The sequence below is a fragment of the Microcoleus sp. PH2017_08_TRC_O_A genome (assembly GCF_020738665.1).
Lineage (GTDB): Bacteria > Cyanobacteriota > Cyanobacteriia > Cyanobacteriales > Microcoleaceae > Microcoleus.
The window spans coordinates 13,377-37,104 of record NZ_JAEQCE010000034.1; the positions used below are offsets into that span (position 1 = coordinate 13,377).

General features: G+C 45.9%; 24 protein-coding genes. 11 read left to right on the top strand and 13 right to left on the bottom strand.

The features are described 5' to 3' along the window. From JGK22_RS13985 to JGK22_RS14015, 7 genes are all read right to left on the bottom strand, one after another. Nucleotides 1-412: Uma2 family endonuclease (locus JGK22_RS13985; RefSeq protein WP_293313046.1), on the bottom strand; the 412-nt coding region annotated here is incomplete at its 3' end. Nucleotides 413-1,161: 749 nt separating this feature from the next. Continuing rightward, a complete protein-coding gene (locus tag JGK22_RS13990; RefSeq protein ID WP_363319720.1) occupies nucleotides 1,162-1,662 on the bottom strand; it encodes a ShlB/FhaC/HecB family hemolysin secretion/activation protein in 501 nt (166 codons plus the stop codon). Further along, nucleotides 1,614-1,952: a POTRA domain-containing protein gene (locus JGK22_RS13995; RefSeq protein WP_366025764.1), complete on the bottom strand. Its 339-nt coding sequence runs from the start codon at nucleotides 1,950-1,952 to the stop codon at nucleotides 1,614-1,616. Before JGK22_RS13995 ends, JGK22_RS13990 begins: the two co-directional genes overlap by 49 nt. Beyond that, nucleotides 1,928-2,443, bottom strand: coding sequence for a hypothetical protein (locus JGK22_RS14000; RefSeq protein WP_293177190.1), 516 nt, complete (start codon nucleotides 2,441-2,443; stop codon nucleotides 1,928-1,930). Before JGK22_RS14000 ends, JGK22_RS13995 begins: the two co-directional genes overlap by 25 nt. A gap of 402 nt (nucleotides 2,444-2,845) precedes the next feature. Next, on the bottom strand, nucleotides 2,846-3,634 hold the full coding sequence (locus tag JGK22_RS14005) for a PspA/IM30 family protein (protein ID WP_293177188.1): 789 nt from the start codon (nucleotides 3,632-3,634) through the stop codon (nucleotides 2,846-2,848). 291 nt (nucleotides 3,635-3,925) lie between these two features. Beyond that, nucleotides 3,926-4,630, bottom strand: coding sequence for a PspA/IM30 family protein (locus JGK22_RS14010; protein WP_293190549.1), 705 nt, complete (start codon nucleotides 4,628-4,630; stop codon nucleotides 3,926-3,928). Nucleotides 4,631-5,140: 510 nt separating this feature from the next. Further along, a complete protein-coding gene (locus tag JGK22_RS14015; protein ID WP_293177184.1) occupies nucleotides 5,141-6,367 on the bottom strand; it encodes an SPOR domain-containing protein in 1,227 nt (408 codons plus the stop codon). A gap of 1,006 nt (nucleotides 6,368-7,373) precedes the next feature. Here JGK22_RS14015 and JGK22_RS14020 point away from each other — a divergent pair. After that, nucleotides 7,374-7,688, top strand: coding sequence for a hypothetical protein (locus JGK22_RS14020; protein ID WP_293177182.1), 315 nt, complete (start codon nucleotides 7,374-7,376; stop codon nucleotides 7,686-7,688). Between the two features lie 63 nt (nucleotides 7,689-7,751). On the opposite strand, the gene JGK22_RS14025 is transcribed toward JGK22_RS14020, so the two are convergent. The 3 genes from JGK22_RS14025 to JGK22_RS14035 form a co-directional block, all read right to left on the bottom strand. Beyond that, entirely contained in the window at nucleotides 7,752-7,931 is a 180-nt protein-coding gene (locus JGK22_RS14025) for a hypothetical protein (RefSeq protein ID WP_293177180.1), read from the bottom strand. Next, nucleotides 7,919-8,752 (bottom strand): 1,4-dihydroxy-2-naphthoyl-CoA synthase, encoded by an 834-nt coding sequence (menB, locus tag JGK22_RS14030; protein ID WP_293177178.1) that lies wholly within the window; start codon nucleotides 8,750-8,752, stop codon nucleotides 7,919-7,921. Before menB ends, JGK22_RS14025 begins: the two co-directional genes overlap by 13 nt. A gap of 547 nt (nucleotides 8,753-9,299) precedes the next feature. Next, nucleotides 9,300-9,896, bottom strand: coding sequence for a TerB family tellurite resistance protein (locus JGK22_RS14035; RefSeq protein WP_293205275.1), 597 nt, complete (start codon nucleotides 9,894-9,896; stop codon nucleotides 9,300-9,302). Nucleotides 9,897-10,144: 248 nt separating this feature from the next. Between JGK22_RS14035 and JGK22_RS14040 the strand changes: the two genes are divergently transcribed. From JGK22_RS14040 to JGK22_RS14055, 4 genes are all read left to right on the top strand, one after another. Beyond that, nucleotides 10,145-10,582 (top strand): nucleoside deaminase, encoded by a 438-nt coding sequence (locus tag JGK22_RS14040; protein WP_293177342.1) that lies wholly within the window; start codon nucleotides 10,145-10,147, stop codon nucleotides 10,580-10,582. Nucleotides 10,583-11,147: 565 nt separating this feature from the next. Beyond that, on the top strand, nucleotides 11,148-12,398 hold the full coding sequence (locus JGK22_RS14045; protein ID WP_293232601.1) for an RNA-guided endonuclease TnpB family protein: 1,251 nt from the start codon (nucleotides 11,148-11,150) through the stop codon (nucleotides 12,396-12,398). 37 nt (nucleotides 12,399-12,435) lie between these two features. Next, a complete protein-coding gene (locus JGK22_RS14050) occupies nucleotides 12,436-13,164 on the top strand; it encodes a lysophospholipid acyltransferase family protein (protein ID WP_293177172.1) in 729 nt (242 codons plus the stop codon). Nucleotides 13,165-13,392: 228 nt separating this feature from the next. Then, nucleotides 13,393-13,773, top strand: coding sequence for a hypothetical protein (locus JGK22_RS14055; protein ID WP_293177170.1), 381 nt, complete (start codon nucleotides 13,393-13,395; stop codon nucleotides 13,771-13,773). A gap of 302 nt (nucleotides 13,774-14,075) precedes the next feature. Here the strand turns inward: JGK22_RS14055 and JGK22_RS14060 are convergent, their stop codons facing one another. Together JGK22_RS14060 and JGK22_RS14065 are read right to left on the bottom strand one after the other, a co-directional pair. After that, nucleotides 14,076-14,840, bottom strand: a complete 765-nt coding sequence (locus tag JGK22_RS14060; protein ID WP_293217330.1) for an ABC transporter ATP-binding protein — start codon at nucleotides 14,838-14,840, stop codon at nucleotides 14,076-14,078. 218 nt (nucleotides 14,841-15,058) lie between these two features. Further along, complete coding sequence (locus tag JGK22_RS14065) at nucleotides 15,059-15,718, bottom strand: Uma2 family endonuclease (RefSeq protein WP_293190550.1); 660 nt, start codon at nucleotides 15,716-15,718, stop codon at nucleotides 15,059-15,061. Nucleotides 15,719-15,955: 237 nt separating this feature from the next. On the opposite strand from JGK22_RS14065, the gene JGK22_RS14070 reads away from it, so the two are divergent. Further along, nucleotides 15,956-16,339 (top strand): hypothetical protein, encoded by a 384-nt coding sequence (locus JGK22_RS14070; RefSeq protein ID WP_293190551.1) that lies wholly within the window; start codon nucleotides 15,956-15,958, stop codon nucleotides 16,337-16,339. On the opposite strand, the gene JGK22_RS14075 is transcribed toward JGK22_RS14070, so the two are convergent. Then, nucleotides 16,325-19,186, bottom strand: a complete 2,862-nt coding sequence (locus JGK22_RS14075; RefSeq protein WP_293313048.1) for a HEAT repeat domain-containing protein — start codon at nucleotides 19,184-19,186, stop codon at nucleotides 16,325-16,327. The two genes, JGK22_RS14070 and JGK22_RS14075, sit on opposite strands and share 15 nt — an antisense overlap. 523 nt (nucleotides 19,187-19,709) lie before the next feature. On the opposite strand from JGK22_RS14075, the gene gor reads away from it, so the two are divergent. The 5 genes from gor (at nucleotide 19,710) to JGK22_RS14100 (ending at nucleotide 23,649) form a co-directional block, all read left to right on the top strand. Beyond that, nucleotides 19,710-21,053, top strand: a complete 1,344-nt coding sequence (gene gor / locus JGK22_RS14080) for a glutathione-disulfide reductase (protein WP_293205270.1) — start codon at nucleotides 19,710-19,712, stop codon at nucleotides 21,051-21,053. Between the two features lie 258 nt (nucleotides 21,054-21,311). Next, entirely contained in the window at nucleotides 21,312-21,902 is a 591-nt protein-coding gene (locus JGK22_RS14085) for a sigma-70 family RNA polymerase sigma factor (protein WP_293177339.1), read from the top strand. Continuing rightward, a complete protein-coding gene (locus JGK22_RS14090) occupies nucleotides 21,899-22,330 on the top strand; it encodes a hypothetical protein (RefSeq protein WP_293313050.1) in 432 nt (143 codons plus the stop codon). The genes JGK22_RS14085 and JGK22_RS14090 overlap by 4 nt, the downstream gene beginning before the upstream one ends. Before the next feature lie 48 nt (nucleotides 22,331-22,378). Then, nucleotides 22,379-22,843 carry a Spy/CpxP family protein refolding chaperone gene (locus tag JGK22_RS14095; protein ID WP_293190554.1) on the top strand — a complete coding sequence of 155 codons (465 nt, stop codon included), beginning with the start codon at nucleotides 22,379-22,381 and terminating at the stop codon, nucleotides 22,841-22,843. A 116-nt stretch (nucleotides 22,844-22,959) separates the two neighbouring features. Continuing rightward, nucleotides 22,960-23,649, top strand: coding sequence for a YqiA/YcfP family alpha/beta fold hydrolase (locus JGK22_RS14100; RefSeq protein ID WP_293177152.1), 690 nt, complete (start codon nucleotides 22,960-22,962; stop codon nucleotides 23,647-23,649). Nucleotides 23,650-23,728 lie beyond the last annotated feature (79 nt).

A 23,728-nucleotide genomic window follows, 5' to 3' on the forward strand; every position in this document is an offset into this window, starting at 1 on the left:
ATTTTCGGAACTTTTCACCTCGATCGTAGGCTTCGGTAGAGGGCGAAAGAACCTCGACAATCAGTAAAGGATTGAGAATTTCATCCGTGCGAGATCCATGGAATTCCGGTTCCCCATTGACAACCATCAAATCAGTGTAGGTTCCGCAGTTATATTCGGGAATCCAAACCCGCAAATCGCTGTTATACAAGCGAAAATCGGTGTCTCTGAGCAAAAATCCCAAGTAAATTAACAAGTTACAGGCGATCGCGCTGTGGACTTCTGAACCTCCGGGCATAGCAATAATCTCTCCGTTACAATATTCGTGACGTTCTTCGGCGGTTTCCTCCATGGCCCGGTATTCATCAGGAGTGAAGCTAGTCTTTGTTGCATCTGAAGCAAGGTTTGGCGGGTTGGTTTGAGCAATGACCACGATCGCACCTCCTAAATAATTAGACCTACAATAATTATGATTTACAGCAGCTAGATAATTGTCCTAACCTAGAGGCGTTTTTCTGATTCCATTCAAATTATATCAAGAACTCTCCAGGGAGCATCTCATTTTGGTAAAAAGCTTTTTTTCTAGTGTTGTCCAAGCTCGCGATCTATATAAAACTCGCGATTTCCCGACAGCAATACAAATCAAAAAATGAGATGCTCCCGCTCTCCATGCCTTTATCCGCTGCTGCTTCACAACCGCTAAATTCTAGCTTTCCTTTTACTTTTCACATTCAACTGCTTAGTGATTGATGTGTAATAATGCAAAGCAAACACCATATTGATTCCAAAGAATACCAAGGTTAAAACAAACACAAAAAAAGACGTAAACGACAGCCCGTAAATCATCGTAAACATCGCCAAAATGATTGAGCAAAAACCAAAACCGGAAGCAAAAGAACTTAAAACCAGTAACCGCACCTTAGACATAGTTTAATGTAAAAATTTTCAGTAAAATGCACTCTTGGCACCTAAAGATGAGTGCCAAATGATACTTATTACTATATAGCCAAATTACTCAGTTCCGCTAAGGGCAGAACGGCTATTTTCCTAAAAAGGTTTGAATTCTACGAAAAAATACAGCCCGCGCTCTTGCCAACTCCTCTCGCCCGATTTGATGCCAATCAAAGGAATGCCCCAGCCGAACCGAGAATTCTACCTCTCGCCGTACTGCCACCGCAAGCCCTATCCCGCTGATAGCAGAGTATTTGCTTCCAGAGCCACCCTTCCCCCGCTATTCCAAACATTGCCAGCATCCACAAACGGCGTCACCTGCAAAAGACCTTTTTTGTCCCCGGTACGCAAAATCGGATACCGCAACTCGGCGGAAGCAAAAAGTCCGCTATCCGCAAGCATTGCATCCTGACGGTAGCCCCGCACTGTATCCGGGCCGCCCAAACCAAATTGTTCGATCGGCAAAAGCTCAGCGATTGCCAACTGCGCCTGGGAGCGCACAACCAGCAGCGTCTGGGGAGCCAACAACCGCACGTACTGCAATTGACCGCGCCACGTCAAAAATTGACCGTCAGGCTCCCTGTTGCTCGCGGTAGCGCCAAATGCTGAGACTCCCAGATTGAACTGCGATCGCGCCGCCAAGACATCCCTCTCTCCCCGCTGAGTAAAATCCTGAAACAGTCTCAGCGCCGAAACCCGAGTTCTACCGCGAGCATCCGCCCCGGGCGACAGTGGAAAACCGCAAGGGTTTGTGGGGGAATCAGGGCATCCGAAGTGATAAAACCTTTGCTGATGTAGAGTTGGCTCACCACAGAACGAGCTTCCAGCAGTGCACCCGAAGTGATAAAACCTTTGCTGATGTAGAGTTGGCTCACCACAGAACGAGCTTCCAGCAGTTCGGCGAAAGTCAGCGGGCGGCCTACAAAGTTTTTGAGTGCAGCATCTAATTCTTGTTTGCTAAAGACGGTACTGCCAACTACTTCACATCGATCGACCGTTATTGTACCGGAATATTCGGCAATTCTTCAGTCCGTCTCGGTACGGGGACGGGTGGCAAAAGCTGTTCTATCGGAGGTAGGGGCTTTCTTGGCGCGGGTTCTGGGAGGGGAGCCGGATTTGGCAGTACAGGATTGGGAATGGGAATTTCTTGTCGGTTGTCTCCTCGGTTGGGCAATTGGGCGAGAGTTTCAGGTTCCTGACTTGGCGCTGCTGCTGCAAATTCCGGGATGTCGGTTTCTGGCTCTTTACTGTATCTATCTAATTCTGAGCCTGAGTATAAATCGCCAGAAAGTCGATCGCGATCGTCTGCTGTTTCTGGATTAAGTTTTAATTGAGACTGTAAATTGTTATTAACAAAAGGCGATCGCCCGCCTGATTCACCAGCAACGATCGGATCGCCAACACTTTGAGCTGCTGACGATGCGAAGCAAATAGCTGTAATTGAACAACCAAGTGCTATTGCGCTAAAAAACTTGATTTTACAAAACCCTCTGGAATGTGGCAGGGGCATCATTGATTAATAATAATTGATAGTTATTTACACTTACGAGCAGGGGTTCCTGGCGCAATTACAAAGATTAAAGTAACTTTATCACTTTTGTTTAAGACTTAAGTCATTAAATTCAACATAAATATACTTGACAAAAAATATTTTTTGTGATTTGCTAAAAAATCCAGAAAAAAGCTCCGACTTACCCAAGCTAGCGCTGTAGGTAGGCGGAGCATTCTATCAAAGTTATCAGTCGATTTTAGATTTTGGATTTTAGATTTTAGATTTTAGATTTACTCTCTCATGCAATTTGGGAGCTTGAACCTTAGTCTAAAATTTTGAACTCGACCCTAAACGAGGGTCGGGGGCTGGTACCCATTGTTGGGCGGGGTTATCTGAGAAATCGGTGAATTTTGATAGAAATTACTACATTTTATTGAGCTGCGATCGCAATTCTTCCAACTCCGCGTCAATCACCGGACTCGACTCCGAGCTACTAGGAGCCGCAGCAGTTTTACCCGCAGCCGGCAATTGACCTTGAGACACAGAACCTCCGCTCAGTTGAGCCTTCATCTGAGCTAACTCGTCGTCAACATCGCCACCACTTTCAAGCAAGCGGAACTGTTCCTCTAAATTGCTCCCGCCAGCCGCCAGCTCTGCGGAAGCTCCCGCGCGGGCTTCTATCTGCAAAACTTTTTCTTCCATGCGCTCGAAAGCTGCCATTGAACTGCCAGTATTCAAGGTGCCAATGGTATTGTTGAGCTGTTCCTGAGCCTTAGCAGCAGAAATCCTCGCCTTGAGCATATCCTTCTTAGTCTTGGCTTCGGAAATCTTGCTCTCCAAACCGATCAAGTTGCGTTTGAGGCTTTCCACTTGACCCGATTGCTGTTCCAGACTCGCTTTCAGCGTAGCAGCCGTTTCAGCGTGAGACTTTTTGCGTACTAGAGCTTCGCGGGCTAAAGTCTCGTCTCCTTTTTGCAGGGCGAGTTGAGCGCGCTGCTGCCACTGGTTAGACTGGGATTCAGCTTGATTGTACTGAGTCTGGGTGCGTTTTTGAGTGGCGATCGCGCTGGCAACGGCCTGACGCAACTGCACCAAGTCTTCCTGCATATCCGTAACGGATTGTTCTAAAATCTTTTCCGGGTCTTCAGCTTTGTTGACCATATCGTTAAGATTGGCTCTGACGACTCGGCTAATGCGGTCAAATAATCCCATAATGCTATTTTTCCTGGGTGAGGTGTACGAAGTAGGCCCAAAGCAGGCTTGATAGCGTTAGCCCGCGATGGTGAGACTCAGTTGGTCAGATTTTTAGTGCGATCGAGCATGAAGCAATTTTGCAAACATAGTAAATACAGTTTAAAGCGATCGAGTCAGTGGTGCAGCCAAGCTAATTGATGCACCTATCTATTGAGTTTAACTTCGATCCGGGAATTCCCCAATACGCTGATGGGCCATCTGTTGAGAAGTTTGGCCAATTATCCCAACTATTGTTGTGTTGAGTGGGGTTTAGGATGTGGGTGGCTCGCCCGACGGCAATTTTGGTGTATTCTTGCTCGGAAGCATTTGTGTTTTCATCGCCGCCAACTCGGCATCGACATCGCCGGCAGCTTCGAGAGAGAGAAACTTCTTTTCTAAATCGTTTGTTCCAAGTTCTGCGATGGCTTCGGAACGAGCTTCTAGCTGCATAACTTTCTCTTCCATTTTTTCAAAGGCGCTCAAAGCACTGCCGGTACTGAGATTTCCCATCATTTCTTGCAGCCTTTCCGACGCTTTGGCCGATCGAGCTCGGGCAATATACATATCTTTTTTTGATTTTGCCTCAGAAATTTTACTTTCGAGCGATCGCATATTTTCTTTAAGTTGAGTAACCACAGCGTTTTGCTGTCCGAGACTGGCTTTCATCGCCGTTGCCGTTTCTTGATAGGATTTCTTGCGCGTCAGAGCTTCCCGCGCTAAATTTTCCTCGCCTTTTTGCAAAGCTAGCTGCGCCCGCTGGTACCATTCTGCGGCTGTGGACTCAGCTTGGGAACACTGGCGTTCGGTGCGTTTTTGAGCGGCAATCGCTCCTGCTACGGCTTGTCTGAGCTGGATTAAATCTTCCTGCATATCCATTACAGCTTGTTCCAGAATTTTTTCTGGATCTTCGGCTGCTCCGACCAAACTGTTAATATTGGCTCGAATCACTCGCCACAGGCGATCGAATAATCCCATTTTACCTATCTCCCGATTTTCTTAAATTTTAGATTTAGGACTGGAAATTAATATTATTATTTGCGATTTTCGATTGACCAGCCCAAAAATAGGTACAAGCCCCCAACGCGAGCGTCAGGGTCGATTCCCAAATTTTAGACTAAGAGTTCAATCTCCCAGATTCACTGCGCTGTCAGCAAATCTAAAATCTAAAATTTAAAATCTCAAATCGATTGACTGGTCAGCGTAAGGTTTGGATCGGGCGTCTACATTTGCATTCTGTGTGGGAACTTGTCTGACTTAAAAAACCAATTTTGTGTTAGACAAAACATTCATCATTGTCTAGCTTTGTCTAACAATTTAGTTAAAGTTTTTGAACCTTTACCAGAAATAATTGGTTGAAAGCCCGCCCGCCTGCTCGGGAGAAATTAAAATCAGACTATTCATTACTCCAATCCTCGGACTTAAGGGTAGAAGTCGCTCTCAAACTGTCAAACTGTCAAGCGGTCAACTGTCAACTGTTGAACGAGTTTACGGCTGATAGTATTGCGGCTTCATCCCTTTGGCTTGGAGTTCCTTTGCCAAACGTTCTGCTGAGGCAGCATCGTTCAAAGCCCCCATTTGAATTTTGACACCCTTTGAGAAGTTCCGCACGTAGGCATCGGGAACTGCGGTTCTGGCTTGTTGCAGCGCTTTTTCATTGGTGTAATCGGTGACAACGTAGTAAAAGCCGTCGCTAGCCCGTGTCGGTCTTCCTAGCGGGGCTGCTGCGGCCGGGGCTGCTGTGGCTGTCGGGGCTGCTGTGGCAGGGGATGCGGCGGCTGGCTGGGCTGGGGAGGGTGTGGGAGGCAGTGTCGGCAGTGTCGGGACTGTCTGGGTGGCGCTGGGGCTGGGACTGGGAAGCAAAGCGGTACTAATATTGTTGAGTCCTTGTTCCCTACCTCTGGCCGGGTTGCCGTCTTCTGTCGGAATTGGGACAGCGCCGATGGGGGCAGGAGGTGCTGGCGGATTGGGGGGGATTGATGCTTTGGGCGACGGGGAAGCAATGGGGCTGGTTGTGGGATTGACGTTGCTGAGAGTGTTCAAATCTAGCTCGACAAATTCTTTGGATGCCAGATTTGGAGCTTTCGGCAGTTCCTTGCTGCTGCTACTGCTATCTATGGTTGTAGCTGCCGGACTTTCGTTAGTAGAGGGGGTTGTGCGATCGAGAAAACGGTTCAGGCCTGCCATTTTAACCAGACTTGACGGGTGCATCACTGCATAACCCAAAGCTGTGCACGACAACAGAAACAGCAACATCGAACTCAGTCCCAAGGGAGTTAACAGACTCGCGGCCAAACTGCGTTCTTGGGCAGGCTCAGCTTTTGCTTCGTCCAAACTTTCGATCAGTTTTTCGCTGGATTCGAGATAATTGTTGGGTGCAAAGGTATTGCTAGATATTTTTGTCCCACCCACGGTAGTTGCTAGCGGGGAATCGCCCTGGACGCCGCCAAGGGATAGGGGCAGCGACAGCGGTTGCTGGGCTTCCTCCGCAGCCTGCGGTAGGTTTTGGCTTTTTTGTGGCTCGGTTGTGGCTGTTGGCTGGCCGCTGCGAACTGATGGCGACACCCACTGTTCGGCGCGCCGCCTGTGTCTTCTGTATGTTGTCAGTTCTGCTTCTAGGTTGACATCCAAACACCCGAGGACTGCTTGCAAAGCAGGTTTGATTGGGGTTGATGAGGATTGACTTGGGGATTCCACTGAAGAACGCTTACTCATTAGCAAAACTCCTACCGCCTCTGAATTGATTTTAATGTTTTGATTCTAAAGTTGACACTCTCAGCGCTCTTGGCGACTGAGATTCTTAAGAAATTTCGTTCTTAATATCCCTATTACTAGGGTTCTTGGGCGCAATCCTCTTGCCAAAAAATGGTGGGCTGCTATCCTTGCCTTTCAGCAAGCTCCTCAAGCGTTTAAGGGGCTTAGCCCTTGGTTCCGTGGAGTCCCCGCGTACCTTGAATATATGGTAGGCATTTGCTTCCCAGGTTTACACCTGTGTATTCATCCCAACAATAGAGTGTAACGGCAAAAGCCCTTTTTACACTGCTAAAAATTTTAAAAATCAAGAAAGATTCACGGCGGTTTGAACCGCCCGTGCCGCTTTCATGGAAGGTCTAAAGACTCGCTCGTTTTCCGCTTGCCGAACTTTTTTTATCAACAAGAAGCTTTAAAACTTGCTTATTCTAGGATTAGCTGCTTTTGGTGTCAAGGCAACTGCTGCCTTTGGGCCCGAAGTGTCGATCGCCATTTGCTCTGTTTTCATTTTCGTTTGACCATAAAGAATTGGTTTAAAGCCCCAAGCCCGATCGCCCTTGATAAATTAAAAGAAGACGATTCATTACTCTAATCCTCTTCCTTCCAGGTAGAGGTCGCTGTTAATTGTCAACTGTCCCTGGTCAACTGTCAACTGAAACCTTAATTCTTACTGTGTCCCGGAGGCTGCTTACCCGACTCTCAGCAGATTTTGGCATCGGAGCAACCGTTTATTTAGAAGATCTCATAGTCGTTCCGTATTTGTCCTTTTGCTTGATCCCTGACCCTTTATAAACTTTTAACCTGTCTTTTTCGCTACAAAATGAGGAAGGACTGAGGTGATTGTTTCTATATATAACAAGATTATAAATAAATCATTAAGGTTTATTATGCTTCGGGGATCGCTATAACCCAGACAGGATAAGGGCTGGGATGCTCTAAAACCTCCTAGCTCTACACAGGAGAATTAGAGATGAAACTGATTTCCGCCAACACTTTTATGAAAACCCCATTAATTTCTGCTTGTCGTCACTGCCGCCACTATACCCCTGAGGGGAGACGCGGAGGAATTTGTGCTCTGTTGACCGTGCCGGTGCAAAGTCAGTGGAAAGCTTGTTCTTTGGCAGTTTCGCCTTTTGGGGGATCTTGGGAAAACATCACAGAAATTGAACTGTGGCAAGAACAGACTGCGACTCCGCATGAGACCGCTGTTCCTGTTTCTGAACGCAACGCCTGCCAGTTAACAGGCACAACATTAACCGAAAAATCAGCAGCAGTCTCGGTTTAGTCCGTCGGCAACAGGACAGATTGTATCATTTTCGATTGGCGATTGGGAAATCACTGATAACTATTATCTATTATGATTTGGATCTGGCAAAGCAGTTTCATTCTTTTTGGCAATTGGTATCCATACTGATACTTTTGGACGATCGACTAAACTCGGGTCATTCAACTCACAGCAATCAATAATATCTGTAGCTTGAATGAGGGAATCCCAAAACTTATTTCTCGATCGAGCTACGGCAGCCAAGGATATTGACTAAAATCGGGTTCCCGTTTTTCCAAAAAGGCTTGTTTGCCTTCGGCGCCTTCCTGGGTCATGTAATACAGCAAAGTGGCATTTCCAGCCAGTTCTTGGAGACCGGCTTGACCGTCACAGTCGGCATTAAAAGCGGATTTTAAACAGCGGATCGCGATCGGACTTTTTTCCAGAATTTCCTGGGCCCACTGCATCCCTTCAAGTTCGAGTTGTTCGACGGGTACGACGCAGTTGACTAAACCCATTTCTAGAGCTTGCTGGGCGCTGTACTGACGGCACAAAAACCAAATTTCTCGGGCTTTTTTCTGGCCGACAACTCTGGCGAGATAGCTGGCCCCGAAACCGCCGTCGAAACTGCCGACTTTGGGGCCAGTTTGCCCGAAAATAGCATTGTCAGCAGCGATCGTCAAGTCGCAAATTAAGTGTAAAACGTGACCGCCGCCGATCGCATATCCTGCAACTAAAGCAATCACAACTTTGGGCATCGATCGAATCAACTTCTGCAAGTCGAGCACGTTCAACCGGGGTATGCCACCTTCGTCTACATATCCCGCAGAACCTCGCACGCTTTGGTCGCCGCCGGCACAAAAGGCGTATTTGCCGTCTGTATGAGGCCCCGCACCGGTGAACAGGACAACGCCGATTTTGGTATCTTCACGGGCATCAGTAAAGGCATCGCACAATTCCTGCACGGTTTTGGGACGGAAAGCGTTCCGTTTGTGAGGTCGATTGATGGTAATTTTGGCGGTGCCGCCACTTTTTTGATACAGAATGTCTTCGTAGGTTTTGGCGGTTTGCCATTCAATTTGCATAATCAATCAGTCGATTTTAGATTTTAGATTTTAGATTTTAGATTTACTCGGCAGATGAATCACCGGAGTAGGAACTTTGGTCTAAATTTGGGGGATCATCCACTCGCTCAACAGCGTCGGGGGCAAGGTACCCGTTGATGCGGGGTTAAGTTGAGATTTGAGAGCGAGCTGGGGCGATCGATGCAGGAATAATTCGCTTTTAGTAGGATCGCGAATTAAATAATTTACACTCTTAAAAGTGGGATGGGCGTCCCGCCCGTCTATAAAGGACGGGCGGGACGCCCATCCCACAATAATTAAAATTGTAAGTTATTTAATTCTCATTCCTTAGATTTTAGACGGATTCGGTTCAATGGGATACGAAGGTCGATCGACTCTTGGGAAAAAAAATTAAGCGGGACTCGTGGCCCAAACCGACTTCCCCAAATCAACTGTGAAGCGCTCTTGTTGCCGGTTAAACAACCCGGTTTTTAATACAAGAGCGCGCAATTCCCGTCTCCCATCCCAACAGTCTCAAATTTTGACGCAGCAAATAATTTGCGTTGCATTATTTGCGCGTTAACAGAGACAGCAGGTGTTTTGCTGCTTTGCCAAATACCGGATCGCGGGACTCAAATTCGCTGGGAGCTAGTAAAGCTTTAACTTCGGCAAAGTCTTCTTGGTTGAGGGTTCCTTCTTTGGTAAATAAAGTGTCTACGACTGCAATGTGTCTGGAGTCGAGGCCGAGCCGATTGCCGATCGACTGTAAGTACATTTGCTCCCTCAGGTCGATGTGTCCGTCTACCGCTGACATTTCGTAGCCGGAACCGATGAGCAACAGTTTTTCTGATTCTGAGAAGAAAGCTGTCAGGGTTAGCAATTCTGTGGGGTTGAAGTAAACCTGCTGTTTGGAGACTCCTTTGACAAGGCGCTGAATTAGTTCTATCCGATGTGGATCGCCGCTGGCAAAGGCTTTGAGAGTCTTTTGCAGCCGTTCTTCTTCTTCAACTGCGATCGTCCTGTCGATAATCATCACTCCCCGCAGGATGGAAATCAGAGCAGTCACAAACACTACCAAAGGAGTGATATCTTGTTCGCGGAGCTTTTGGCGGCTAATCCGGGACAACAGCTCAACAACTTCAGTGCTAATCAGGGTGGTGTCCATAATTCAAAATTACTCTGGATGGGGCTGTAGTGTAACTTTATTTCTCGATCTTAAGTGTTTTCAGCTAGGTAAGTATGCCATGAATTCCGTAAAAAACTTGTTTTCTTAGCGATCGCACTTACTTCTCTCCACAGCAAGTGGATAAATAAGATTATATTAAGTGTTTTCAGATACTTAGGTATACCGTGAATTTGCCAACAGAGCCGTTGTGTAGTAGTGATTCTAATTATGCTATTCACCGACACTGGATGAGTAGGGCTGTGGAACTGGCACGAGCAGCCGGTGATGCGGGCGAAGTGCCAGTGGGTGCTGTCATTGTTGACGGTGCTGGCAAATTGATTGCCGAAGCGCAAAATCGGCGAGAGCGAGACTGCGATCCGACTGCTCATGCTGAAGTCTTGGCGCTGCGGGCGGCGGGCAAGGTTTTGCAAGACTGGCATCTCAATCAATGCACGCTTTACGTGACGCTGGAGCCGTGCCCGATGTGCGCTGGTGCGATCGTACAAGCTCGGATCGGTTTGCTGGTATACGGAGCAGATGACCCGAAAACTGGCACAATTCGGACGGTGGCTAATCTTCCAGATAGCGCGCCTTCGTGTCACCGCTTACAGGTGCTCGGCGGTATTATGGAGTCTGTTTGTCGAGATCAGTTGCTTGCTTGGTTTGAAGCCCGCCGGCAAATTTAACAGGTAAAGTTTTTTACTCTCCCATAGCCGATGTTTAGTCTAACTTGGCTCTTTAACTGAAATAATAGATCGGTAATTGCCCGATCGAGCTTTCTCGGCGGTTGACCCCGCCTAAAAACGGATACTTGCTTGCCGACACTCGTCCCGGTGCACTCCAGATTTTAGACCAAAGCTCCAATTCCCAGATTAATCTGTGGCATAAATCTAAAGTCTAAAATCTAAAATCCCTTGACGGCTGTGCGGTAGTGGTGTCGGCTGGGATCGTATTTTACCTGCTTACAGATTATCTGTTTTGGGTGCGATCGCTTGCGGAGGCAAAGGCCAATAGCAAAAGTGTCCCCATCGAAAGACTAAAGATTTGCCAAGCAACATATCTTTAGCTAGAACAGACGGGAATCCATCGCGCGAAACGGAGTACCGTTATCCCGCGATGGATGAAAGGCGAGCTTTGCGACGATTTCACCCCACCGGAATCTGACTCTTCGTCGCTCGGTGGCGGGCGGTTGGGTGGATGAGGAGATGAGCAAATCTTCACCCTTTTCTTTGTGCCTGTATTATCATAGGTATGCCGATTGTGATAAATAATATCGTGTTAAAAGCAGTCAAAGTCAGAATCTATCCAAGCGTTGAACAACAGAGCCATCTAGCGCAAGCTTTTGGTTGTGTCCGTTGGGTATGGAATCAGTCATTGGCTACCATGTCCCAAACCTACAAAGAGACTGGGAAAGGTATTTCTGCTTTCACGATGAAGAAACAGATTCCCGTCTGGAAAACTGAGTTTGAATGGCTCAAAGATTGTTATTCTCAATGCCTTCAGTCTTCGGTTTTGAATTTGTCTCAAGCGTTTATCAACTTCTTTGATGGTCGAGCAGCATACCCAACTTTCAAAAAACGTCACGGAAAACAATCGATTCAGTTCCCACAGAACGTTAAAGTTTTGGGAAATGACGAGATTAAATTTCCGGGTAATCTTGGAGTGGTTAAAGCTAAAATTCATCGCGAATTAGTGGGTAGTTTGAAGACGGTTACGGTGTCTAAGATGCCTGATGGTCGTTACTACGCATCATTGCTGATGGAGGATGGTATTGACAAGCCCGCTACAAACAAAGACGGCAAAGCCATTGGTATCGACCTCGGATTGCTTGACTTTGTTGTTACATCTGATGGCTCTAAATACCAAAATCCTCGACATCTGAGAAAACACGAGCGCAACCTGAAGCGCAAACAGCGTAAGTTATGTCGTAAACGGGACAAAACTACCAACAAGCGGCGCAAGGCTAAATTGGCTGTTGCCAAAGTCCACGCCAGAATCTCTAGAGTTCGAGAAGATTTCCGGCATAAACTATCCCGTAAGATAGTCGATAAAAACCAAGTCATTGTCGTAGAAAATCTGGCAGTAAAGAACATGGTAAAGAATCATAACCTTGCCTTATCCATCAGTGATGCTGGCTGGGGAATGTTCTGTACGATGCTCAAATACAAAGCAGAGGCAGAGGGCAAAGTCTACCTAGAAGTCGGTCGATTTTTTCCGTCATCGCACCTTTGTTCTGAGACTTTACTGTTGTTGCCGAAAATGGATCTGTCTGTTCGTGAATTTAATTGTCCCCACTGCTCTAAGCGGCACGATAGAGACATTAATGCGGCAGTCAATATCAGAAATGAGGGCTTACGGATATTGACGTTGGGAACCAGCGTTACTGCCCTTGGAGGCAATGTAAGACCAAAGCGGTATGGGCAAAAATCCACTGTCGCCGAGGCTGTTGCCATTGAATTGGGAAGCCCCCAGCATATCGGTACTCCGATTGCTGGCGGGTAGTTCACACTCTATATATCGATATAGCAGGGTAATTGCCATGCATCATACTGCCGCGATCGCCGTTGAGTTCAGTAAATCCTCTCTAGTGAAGCCAATGCCTGCCAAGGTAGCATCTAATACCTCTCGCGTTTCTCCTTGGTTAACCTCCTTGTTCTATCCGCTAGGTCACTATATTGTCCTACCGTTTTATTTTGGCAAGATTGAGATAACCGGACAGGAACACTTGCCGAAAGACGGGCCTGTAATCTTAGCCCCGACGCATCGTTCCCGGTGGGATGCGCTGATGATGCCCTATTCAACGGGACAGAAGGTGACTGGACGCGATTTGCGGTTCATGGTAACTGCTGATGAAGTCAAAGGAGTGCAAGGTTGGTTTATCAGACATTTGGGAGGCTTTCCTGTCGATATCCGGCATCCGGCAATTAGCAGTCTCCGTTACGGGGTGGAATTGCTCCTCGACAAGCAAATGTTGGTAATTTTTCCCGAAGGTGGAATTTTTCAAGATGGTGAAGTTCACCCTGCGAAGTCTGGATTGGCTCGTTTGGCCATGCAAGCGGAGTTGAACACACCGGGTTTGGGGGTGAAGATTGTACCGATGAGTATTCGCTATCGCCCGCGCATTCCTCGATGGCGTTCGAGGGTTAAAATTGCGATCGGTTCTCCGATTTCTGTGGCAGATTATGCTAATGGTGGTAGTGGTAAAAAAGAAGCAAAATTGTTGACGGCCCAACTCGAAATGGCTCTTAAAACTCTTGATGACAGTTGACAGTTGGCAGTTGGCAGTTGGCAGTTGGCAGTTGGCAGTTGACAGTTGATAGTTGATAGTTGGCAGTTGATAGTTGGCAGTTGGCAGTTGGTAGTTGGCAGTTGGTAGTTGATGGTTGACCGAAGGAAGAAGGAAGAATTAATTAATTGTGATATAATATTTTTTGGTGCTGTTGAGAGTTGCGGCACTTATTTTGCTTGGTTGTGTCTGTATTAAGAGTCAGCATTAATGGATTGTGGTTTGAACTTTAAGCCTGGTCAAATTGTTAGTTTGGAATGTGGAGATGCGTGCCTGCATTCAGAGGTAATTCAAGTGGTTGAAGCACGTCAAATTTGTTGGGTGCGCCCTTTGATGTTGGTTGGATTGGTTTCGGGGAAGGATTTCCCCCAAAGGTGGCCGGAAGAATACACTTTATCAGATTTGCGGGATGGTGCGGATTTGCTGTGGCCACTGAGTTTGTTTCGGGCGGCGCTGGATACGGAGGTGATTTCGCTGTTAACCCAGTTGCAGTCTCTGGACTCCGATCGCAAGGATAGCACGATCGCCTCTCGGCAACTTAGAGATTTTGTCGATCGAGTTTGGGCAGCTTTTCCGAGCGCTTTTCATTAAAAAGACGGGGCGATTGAAACCGCAAAAAGACACGGCGATTGAAACCGTAAAAAGACACGGCGGTTGAAACCGTAAAAAGACACGGCGGTTGAAACCGCAAAAATACCGGGCGGTTGAAACCGCGTCTATACAAACAAAACCTGCCTCCGCAGGTTGAAGAAAACACGGCGGTTGAAACCGCGTCGAGACAAACAAAACCTGCCTCCGCAGGTTTGAATAAGACACGGCGGTTGAAACCGCGTCGAGACAAACAAAACCTGCCTCCGCAGGTTGAAGAAGACTATTATTTTAGTTTAAAATACTTAAAACACCGCGTGCGAAAGTTCTGCCGGATTCAGATTATTATGAATAACTTCACCGTCGCGGAACCAGACAACCCGGCGAGTTTGTCGCGCAACTTCCGGTTCGTGAGTTACCATCACAACAGTCATGCCGGCTTCATTAAATTCTGTAAAAATATCCATTACTTCTTGAGTAGTTTTTGTATCCAATGCACCAGTCGGTTCATCTGCAAGCAACAACACGGGACGGTTAACAATTGCGCGGGCGATGGCTACGCGCTGCTGCTGTCCTCCTGATAGTTGATTTGGTTTGTTTTTCATGCGACTTTCTAGACCAACTTTGGTTAAAGCTTCCTCTGCGCGTTCGCGTCTTTCTGATGAGGGAATGCCTGCATAAACCATCGGTAACATGACATTTTCTAATGCTGTTAGTTGAGCCAATAGATGAAATTGTTGGAAGACAAAACCTAATTTTAAATTGCGAATTCCGGCTAATTCTGATTCGGGCATTTGGGCGACATCTACGCCGTCTAGGTAGTAACTGCCGCTCGTAGGTCGATCGAGACAGCCGATAATATTCATAGCTGTAGATTTGCCTGAACCGGATGCGCCCATAATTGAGCAATACTCTCCTTGCATTACCGTCAAGCTGACGCCGTTGAGGGCGCGCACTTCTAAGTCGCCGATGCCGTACACTTTTGTTATGTCTTGCAGGCCGACGATGACGGGTTTTGAGGTGGCTTGCAGGTCGAGGTCTGGCTGGGTCTGGGTTTGTAGTTCAGGCATTTGTTTTTATGTGCGATCGACACAACTTACTACTAAGCTAACACTTCTGAGCGGTTTTCGGGGGTGGAAGGGCGATGTTTGGACGGTTGGGGGACTTACGCACGGGTAGTCAAAAACCGGGTTTTTTGACGTAAATAATTCGTTAGAGCGCGCGGAAACGATAAAAACCTGGTTTCTTTGGTGTTGGTGAGTAAGCGCTAAATTAAACAATTTGTGGCTTAAATGCGATCGGGATCGATGTTCAATTCGCGCAGTTTTGCTGCTAAACGTTCGGCTCTTTGAACTGCTTGTTCGGCACGCTGTCTTTCAAAATCCCTTTCTTCTCTCAATTCTTCAGGAGAAACGAATGCTTCTCCGTCGGGTTGATATATTTCTAGCCCATCCTCGCCCAACTCAAATCGTACTCCCAATCTAGGACTGATCCATCCCTCCATCGGCTCAATTACTTCTAAATTACCTTCAATTCTTTGCCAACCTTCCAACTCATTTCTTTCTGGATCGTAAAGGTAATATTCCTCAACTCCATGACGCTGGTAAAATGAAAGTTTTTTATTCATTTTAGTTTGGCGATCGTTGTGGGAGCGAATCTCAAAAACGACTTGGGGAGCAATATTATCTTCGAGAAATTGCATATAGGAAGGCCGCTCGCCCTTTGGTCTACCAAATATTACCATCGTATCCGGTGCTTGAGAAATGTCTGGTCTACCTTCAACTGGATACCAGAGTAAATCGGCGGCCACAAAAACGTTTGGGTCATTTTTGAACAACGATTCGCAACCTTCTTTGATTTTGACAATTAATTTGTATTGAATTGTGCTTTCTGCCATTGGTTGACCGTCGCTGGATGGATAAATGATTTCTGCGGTTGTGACTTGCATAGTGGTTGTCTCCGAGAATTATCTAGGTTTAATTATACTATTTTTGAGACCGATCGCACTTTTTGCTGTTGGTATTGTAGCAGAGTGTAAAATGGAATCATGTTAACTCCGATCGATTCCGTTACAATATAATGCCAGGTCTTGTAGGGGCGGGTTCACCGACAATAATTGCCTAAAATTCACAATCTCATAAACCCGCCCCCACCCAACGATAAATCCCTAAAATTAGAGGTAAGCATGAGTGGAATATTTGACATTCTAGAAAAGATTAAAGCTAGACCGGGGATGTACATTGGGAAAGCTTCAGTTAGCGATTTGTTTGTATTTTTGGCGGGCTATAAAACAGCTAGGCGAGAATTTGGGATTGAGCCAACTGAACAGGAAAATGAGTTTTATGGGGAGTTTCAGCCTTGGTTGCAGAAACGGTTTCAGGTACTGTCTGTGAATTCTTGGGCGAAAATTATCATGCTTTATTCAGTGGACGAAAAAGAGGGATTTGAGTATTTTTTTCAGTTGCTGGATGAGTTTTGGCGGCGGAATGAAAGTTTACAGGTTGATGAGGTTGAAGTTGAGGGAGAAAGGGCGATCGCTAATAAAGGCGATCGCTCATTTGCCTTCTAATTCAGCCAATTTTTGCTGTGCAAATTCGCGGAGTTTTTGGTCGCGATCGCGTACAATTTCTAGCGTTTCCGGGTCATCTTTCCACCCCCGTGCTAATTCTTGGACTGCTGTACCTCGCACAGTCGAATTATCGTTAGATTGAGCGCATTGTTTGAGCCAAGGTAAGGTTTCCGGGTCATATTTCCACCCCCGTGCTAATTCTTGGAATGCTACACGTCGCACAGCCCAATTATCGTCAGATTGAGCGCATTGTTTGAGGATAGGTAAGGTTTCCGGGTCATCTTTCCACCCCCGTGCTAATTCTTGGAATGCTGCTTGTCGCACAACCGAATTACCGTCAGATTGAGCCAAGTGTTTGAGGATAGGTAAGGTTTCCGGGTCATCTTTCCACCCCCGTGCTAATTCTTGGACTGCTGTACCTCGCACAACCAAATTACCGTCAGATTGAACCCATTGTTTGAGGATAGGCAAGGTTTCTGGGTCATCTTTCCACCCCCGTGCTATTTCTTGGACTGCTGTACGTCGCACATCCAAATCATCGTCAGATTGAGCCCATTGTTTGAGGATAGGTAAGGTTTCCGGGTCATCTTTCCAAGTAAAGGCGATCGCACTTACTGCTTTAGTGCGAATTTTCCTAACTAAATCTGCCTCTTCTTCATAAAACCGATAATGGTAATTTAGATCGTACTTCGTTAACTCTTTTAATCGCTCCAGCAATTGACTATCAACGGCAGCAATCTCCTTTCTATCCCTCACCTCATCCAAACACTTCGCCGCCAAAAACAGGTTGGTAAACTTTTGGGCTTCTCCATCCTGATCCATCAAAAATTGAATCAATTCTCCTGTCAACTTTCCAGCAATCAATCCCGCAATCAAACACAAAACTTCCTGCCAAGATTCATCATCCCAGTGCGGGCCAAAAACTTCTGCTTTCAACTCATCCAGCGATAGTTCTAAAGCCTGAACCCTATTCACTACTTGCGATGCACAGAAATATTCCAAAAAAGTGCGGTGTATAAATCCGTAACTGTCCGCACCCAAATAACATAAAATAAAGTTGCGGGTTCGCAGTTGATTAATGATTAACTTCGCCCGATTTCTCGGTTGGTCAAAATCTTTATTCTTCAGATATGCTGTCAGAATATCCTCCAAATCTTCCGCACTAATAATATTGCCAGCCAACCCTTCAGGTGCTGCTTGCATTTCCCAAGCAACTCGCCGCAGCATTTCTTGCTTGTCTTTCGCATCAATCGTTTTTGGATCGAGCCTGCTATCCTCTACTAAAGACCTTTCCACATCCCATTGATACAGCAATACCCGCGAAGCTTGATTGTAAAGTTCTGCCCTGTCTCTCGGCAATTCTTGACTGCGATTCAAAATTGCCATAATCGTTAACAATAACGGATTTCCGGCTAAATCTTGAATTGTTGATGAATACTCTAGCGCTCTTTTCATCCGATCGCAAATTCGCACTTTTTCCCTAGCATCAGCAAAAGTCAACTCATGCCAGCGGTGCACAAAATCCTGAATCTGTGCGGGATTCAAGTCTTGCAGGATAAAGTGATGAAACTGGGCATCTTGCAACCGTTGAGGCTTGTAACCAATAATCCGAGACGTGACAATCACTCGCACGCGCGGATACTCGTTGGTAAACCGATGAATCGCGGTAATTACATCTTCTCGTTTCCCCGAATCGAAAATTTCATCTAATCCGTCGAACATCACCACAGCGTCGCCGGCTTTAAGTTGTTCGTGCAATTGATGCTGATTCAAGTCACAAATAAAACCGGAATTTTTATGGCAAAATTCCAGGAAATTCTTGCAATGTTTTGATTCCACGTTGCGAATGTAAATCCGCAATTCTATTAGCAGCGGCACCGGCAGAGATGTTACGCTATTTAAAGGCGATCGCGCCCAGGTTAATGCTAAATATTGTAACAGAGTAGATTTGCCCGCACCCGGATCGCCTAAAATCACAATGTAGGGATAATTTGACTTGTCATTGATGACATCTACCACGGATACGATCGGCTGTGAAAAATAACCGCGTCGATATTTCTCTAAATTTTCAAGTGCGATCGCCTCTAATCGATCGCTATCTTCCAACCGCCGTTGATGTTCCTTGGGAATTTCGTAAGCTTGGGGCAGAAATGACTCGTAAATTAAGCGCACATCTTGGAAAATAAAGATTTGCCAAACTTTCAGCTTTTCGCGATAATCGTAGGTATTGCTATCGACGCTGCTTAAATCCAGATTGCTGTAACGTTCGCACAAAGCCTCTTGATATTGCCTCAAATCAAAATCGGGGATTATCCCAGCAATTTGTTGAGTGTTTTTCTGAATGCTATCCAGATTTTGGGCATTCAAGATATCCCGCAAGTCTTTTGAGTCAAAAAGAATTTCTTGAACTTCGGCGAGATACTGATTGGCGATGGTTTGCCACTTAAATCTGGCCGGCAAAGCAGCTAAATCTAGTTGAGTCCAGGTTTGTTCGAGAAGTTCTGCATCGAGGGATTCGCGATCGCTCTCAAAGGCCTTACCCAAAATTTCCTTAACTGACTTGTTGCCGATAAACTTTTTAACATCTTTAATATACAGCTTAATCTGTTCTTGGGAAAGTCCGCTGATTTTTAACTGCTGTTGCACTAACTCCAAAAACTTTTTCAGCGCTTTACCCCCTGCGACTTGTCGCGGATCTTTTTCGCCAAATAAGACGTTTTTTAGGGAATCTTTAAAAAAATCTTTTACTAAATCTTTTGCGCCGTCTACTGCCAACTCTTCTAAGATGGGTTTGACGAGAATGCCGACTCCTTGGGTTACTCCCCAGACCACAAGCCAATCAATCATAAAGCTAGCCCGACAAATAAATTGATTTCTATAATATAGCAATTCTAAATCATTTGTGAATTTCTTGCTCCCTCCCCTTAATAAGGGGAGGGTTGGGGTGGGGTAAAAAACTTGCGACTCATTTAGGATTGCTATAGCAGAGGGCGAAGCATTCCGGCTTCTAACTTATTGGTGAGAAGCAGATATTTATCGCCGGAATGCTTCGCCCCTACCAGGTATATTTTACCAAACTCAAATGCACGAGATCGAGACTTGAGCTACACCCAGCAATTCCCTCATCAGCGGCCGCCCAAAAATAGTTACATTTTTATATATTTTTTGTCAGTTGCTTGTGCTATACTCTAATAATCGAAGTGTGAGCAATTTAAAATTTAATGCACATATTTCCATTATTAAATGATATCATGTCAACTGCAAGAAGTAAAGCAATCTCTCCTCCAAAAAACGAAAATTTTTTTGAGATATCATTAAAAAAAGTAAAGCGCAAAATGGCTAAAATTAAGACAGGAAACTAGCGACAATTATGACATACGATTACGACTTGTTTGTGATAGGTGCAGGCTCTGGCGGATTGGCGAGTTCTAAGCGGGCGGCATCCTACGGGGCGAAGGTGGCGATCGCCGAAAATGACTTAGTAGGCGGCACCTGCGTCATTCGCGGCTGTGTACCCAAAAAACTCATGGTGTACGCTTCAACATTTTCGCACCTGTACGAAGATGCGATCGGCTACGGTTGGAGCCCTGTAGAAACCAGCTTCAACTGGGAAAAACTCGTCACCACTGTAGACACAGAAGTGCGACGACTCAGCAAACTCCACATCAGCTTCCTCGAAAAAGCCGGAGTTGAATTAATCTCAGGATATGCCAAATTTATCGACCCCCACACTGTCGAAGTTGGTGACAAAAAATACACCGCTGCTAAAATCTTAATTGCTGTCGGCGGCGAAGCTCACAGAATCGATATTCCTGGCATCGAACACGCGATCACTTCCCGCGAAATCTTCTTGTTAAAAGAGCAGCCGAAACGGTTGGCAATTTTGGGCGGCGGCTACATCGGCGTTGAATTTGCTTGCATCATGAATGGCTTGGGAAGTGAAGTAACTCAAATCATCCGGCGCGATCGCATTTTGCACTACTTTGACGAAGAACTTCGCGCCAACGTCCAAGAAGGAATGGTTAAACACGGCATCAATTTCGTCACAGGAAGCTCGATCGAGTGGATAGAGAAAACTCCTGAAGGCTTAAAGTTACAATTGTGGGGAAAATCTCAAGAAACCTTGACAGTAGACGCAGTTTTGTGCGCTACCGGACGATCGCCCAATTTGGAAAAACTGGCTTTGGAGAATGCCGGAGTTGAAACCGAGAAAGGTGCGATCGCAGTTACCAAAGACAGCCGCACCAATCAACCGCACATTTTTGCTGTCGGAGATTGCACCAACCGGATTAATTTAACGCCAATTGCGATCGCCGAAGGACGCGCTTTTGCAGATACGGAATTTGGCAACAATCCGAGAGCAATTAGTTACGAAAATGTCGCATCAGCCGTATTTTCCCAGCCGGAAGCTGCTACAGTCGGCTTAACTGAAGAACAAGCCAAAGCTAAATTTCCCGACTCAATTAAGTGCTACACAGCCAAGTTTCGGCCGATGTTTCACGCTTTGACAGGTGCAGATGAAAAGACTTTTGTCAAGTTAGTTGTTGAAACTAATACTGACAAAGTTTTGGGCGTGCACATGGTTGGGAAAGACGCGGGCGAGATTATTCAAGGAATGGCGATCGCCGTTAATATGGGAGCTACCAAGAAAGATTTCGATTCGACGATCGGTATTCACCCCTCGACTGCTGAAGAGTTTGTGACTCTGCGATAAATAGGGTATTTCATAATTATGAAAAACGGGCAAGATGCCCGTTCCACAAGAGAGTTTATCTGTTGTGGCACAGGCATCTTGCCTGTTTTTTGTGGCACAGGCATCTTGCCTGTTAATTTTGTGGCACAGGCATCTTGCCTGTTACTGACCTTCTAAGCGGATTCATGCTCAAAATAATATTTTAAACAAATTGAACCTTTTTTGAACTTGTCCTGTCTAAACCCCTCAGATAACGAACAGGTGAGGGATACTTCACAGGTGTTAGGTGTGCCAGCCAATGTTTTAATCGATGATTGTTCCGACTCCGACTTAGTTGATAAATGCTTAAAGGGCGATCGCACTTGCTTTCGTCACCTTTACGGGCGCTACCAACACAAAGTCAGATCAACCCTTTACCAACTCTGCGGTTCATCACTTCTAGACGACTTAACCCAAGAAGTATTTCTGCGAGTCTGGAAAGGATTACCCAAACTCAAGCACCAGGAAAACTTTTCAACTTGGTTGTATCGCATCACTTGGAACGTGGCATCCGACCAAAGACAAGCATTTGCCAAACAGCATTCTTTTGACTCCCAGCTCAAAAATCAAGAAACAATGGATCGCGTTATTCCCAATAATAACACATCAGACTTGATGCAGTTGCACTATCAAGATTTAGTGCAGCGAGGACTGGAGCAATTGAGTTTTGAACACCGCAGTGTTTTGGTGCTGCACGACTTAGAAGATATCCCGCAAAAAGAAGTAGCCCAAATCCTGGGAATGCCAGCGGGAACTGTTAAATCTCGCGTGTTTTATGCCCGAAATGCCATGCGACAATTTTTGCAAAAACAGGGGGTAGACGAACTGTGAACGATGAAAATAGCGACAAAAGATTAGTGAATTTCTTGAAGCAAAATAGCCCAAAAGTTCCGGACGCTACCCCCGATCTTGAGCAAAGAGTTTTAGCAGCAATAGATAGGAATGACAGGGCGAGAGAGCTAAATGGTCTCGGCTATTTGCGATTTACAGAGTCTAGTAAAAGCTCAAAATTCCTCGGTTTTCCCAAGTGGGGTTTTCCGGCTGCAATCTTCGCTGGCCTGCTAGTTTTTGCTTCGAGCTATCGCGTCCTAGTTACCGCACAATTACAGGCGGATGAAGCGGCTCACTTGGAAGCATTTCTGGTCAATAATTGGGAGGGTGTATTGAACGATTCCCGCACGGCAACTATGAGCGATCGCCCACAAACAGATTTATTTGATTTCCCTGTTACTGCTGACACCGAACCGCCAACAAATTAACTAATCTTAAAGAGGTAATTTTTCATGTCAATGCGCCAATTTTCGGCTATGGCAGTTTTAATGTTAACCCTCGGTACTACAGCCGCTGCAACCGCCGCTCCCAGCCCCGCTCAACCGGAAACAATTGCCCAAAACCAGCGTCCCAATCGAGCTGGTGGCAAAGAGAACGGGCTGTTTGACAAACTAAATTTAAGCGCCGATCAAAAGCAGAAAATGCAGGCTGTTCGCGATCGCTACAAAGACCAAGTTTCTCAGCGAATGCAAGCAATCCGCCAAGCCAGACAAGAATTGGAAACAATGATGTCGGGTACGACGGCAAATGTCGGCCAAATGCGCGACAAACACCGCCAAATCATGGGATTGAGGCAGCAGTTAGAAGAGGTACAATTTGAAAGTACATTAGCCATGCGAGAAGTGCTGACACCCGAACAGCGCAGCCAGTTCTCGCAAATGATGCAGCAGCGCAGGGAAGCTGCTAAAACCCGGAAACAAAACAGCCAAAAATCCCAATAATCTACACCGCTACCGACTGCACACCCTACTAAAAAATAAACTTGTCGGGTGTGCACTCGCCAGTTCGATAATTTAAGTTAAAATAATTAGTTGGTAAATCTCATCAAATTTTCTGGATGAATCTACAAAACGATTCTAGTTACATTTATTTACACGGATTTGCGTCAAGTCCAGATTCAACTAAGGCTAAATATTTCCGCGATCGCTTTTATTCCCTAGGAATTGACCTCAAAACTCCCGATCTCAATCACAAGGATTTTTCGCGCCTCACTCTCACGCGCCAATTAGACCAAATAGAAACAGAATTTCTGCAAGCCCAATCCTCCGAATCTGTAGAAAATGTAAAAAATTTAGGGGAAGTTACCATCATTGGGTCTAGTTTTGGCGGGCTGACAGCGGCTTGGCTGGCCCAGCGACAATTATCAATAAAACAAATAGTTTTGTTAGCACCGGCTTTTCAATTTCTCTCTCATTGGCTGCCACAGTTGGGACAGCAACAGTTAGAAAAGTGGCAGTCTGAGAAATATTTGCCAGTTTACCACTACGGCGAACAGCGCTATTTGCCGTTGAATTATGAATTTGTGACAGATATGGCTCAATACCCTGAAGAAAAATTAATGCGCTCAGTCCCGACGTTAATTCTGCACGGCAAGCATGATACGATCGTACCGATTCAAGCTAGCAGAAGTTTTTCAGAGCATCGTCCCTGGGTGAAACTAATCGAACTAGAGGACGATCATTCTTTGGGAAATGTCCTAGCGGAAATTTGGGAAGCAATGCAAAACTTTTGCAAATTCAAAAATTAAAATTTGACAATCCCCAAAAATGGATACAATCCTCCGACTTAAGTCGTGAAAAACAAAAATTTTAGACAACGTTTAAACT